The organism is Paraburkholderia piptadeniae (genome assembly GCF_900007165.1).
Classification (GTDB): Bacteria; Pseudomonadota; Gammaproteobacteria; order Burkholderiales; family Burkholderiaceae; genus Paraburkholderia; species Paraburkholderia piptadeniae.
The window spans coordinates 260-490 of the sequence record NZ_CYGY02000190.1 but is presented as its reverse complement, the minus strand read 5'-3'; the positions used below and the strand labels follow the sequence as shown (position 1 = coordinate 490).

Annotated in this window: 1 protein-coding gene; it reads right to left on the bottom strand. The window is 62.8% G+C overall.

Going from position 1 to position 231, the window contains the following annotated elements; genetic code table 11:
• Nucleotides 1–231, bottom strand: a 231-nt coding sequence (locus BN2476_RS49185) for a diguanylate cyclase (RefSeq protein ID WP_235851258.1), incomplete at both ends; no start/stop codon positions are given.

Here is a 231-nt window from a genome sequence, read left to right as displayed (position 1 = left end):
GCACGAATTCCTCACCACCATAGCGGGCCGCGCTGTCACCCGGGCGCCGTATGTTTTCGGAAATGCAACGGGCCACCGTGGCGAGCGTGTCGTCCCCCGTCTGGTGACCATAGGTGTCGTTGTACAGCTTGAAGTGATCGATATCGACGAAGAGGATCGACAGCGACTCGCCCACGCGCCTGGCCCGGTGCCATTCACGGTCCAGCAACTCGTCGAGCGCGCGACGGTTGT